General features: G+C 48.6%; 2 protein-coding genes. Both read left to right on the forward strand.

Annotation, left to right across the window (positions count from 1 at the left end; genetic code table 11):
* Positions 1-655: pilus assembly protein (locus J7438_RS26500; RefSeq protein WP_209279016.1), on the forward strand; the 655-nt coding region annotated here is incomplete at its 5' end.
* A gap of 23 nt (positions 656-678) precedes the next feature.
* The coding region (locus J7438_RS28580) for a prepilin-type N-terminal cleavage/methylation domain-containing protein (RefSeq protein WP_209279017.1) at positions 679-727 on the forward strand (49 nt) is incomplete at its 3' end.

The raw sequence follows: 727 nt of genomic DNA on the forward strand, positions 1-727 counted from the left end.
GTATCAACCGGAGCTGGTGAGAACTACTTACCGGGGACGTGCATATGATGCGGTAGTACTGGGCAGTGGTAACCGGGCTAACCCCATGGCCACTTCAAATACTGACCGTTACTACGTTATCCGTGATACCAATATTTTCTATAACCGCTTTGGCAGTTGTAATGACTGCACAACACCGCCCAACATTATTTCCCATAGCGATCTGTACGATGCCAGCCGTAACCTTATCCAGCAGGGTACTGATCAGCAAACCGCTAATGGCTTGTCGCTACTGGACAGTAGTAAAGGCTGGTATATCAACCTTTCCGCTTCGGGAGAAAAGACAACCACCACTGGCGATGTTTACAGCGGACAGTTGCTTTATAGCACCTATGCACCTTCCTCTGCCCCGGGGGCCAACATTTGCACACCCAGTATCGGTTCCAGCCGCTTTTATGTGGTGGACCTTCACACTGCTTCGGCGATTCGTGACGTAGACAATGATAGTGATAAAGAGATAAATGACCGCTTTTCCTTATTTTCTGTCGTAGGGCTGCCCGGTGATGCCACTATTGTCTCCCTTGGTAAAGACAGCAACCTGATCGATTTGAATACCGGATACAGCGGTGCTGCCAATGAAGTCGGTATGCATCGCAGTGGCTGGATAGAACAATAACAAAACATCAGGAGCACAATAACATGGAAAACACCTCAGGCTTTACGCTTATCGAGCTAATTATCGCCGTTG

The organism is Thalassotalea sp. G20_0 (genome assembly GCF_017744175.1).
Lineage (GTDB): Bacteria > Pseudomonadota > Gammaproteobacteria > Pseudomonadales > Endozoicomonadaceae > Endozoicomonas.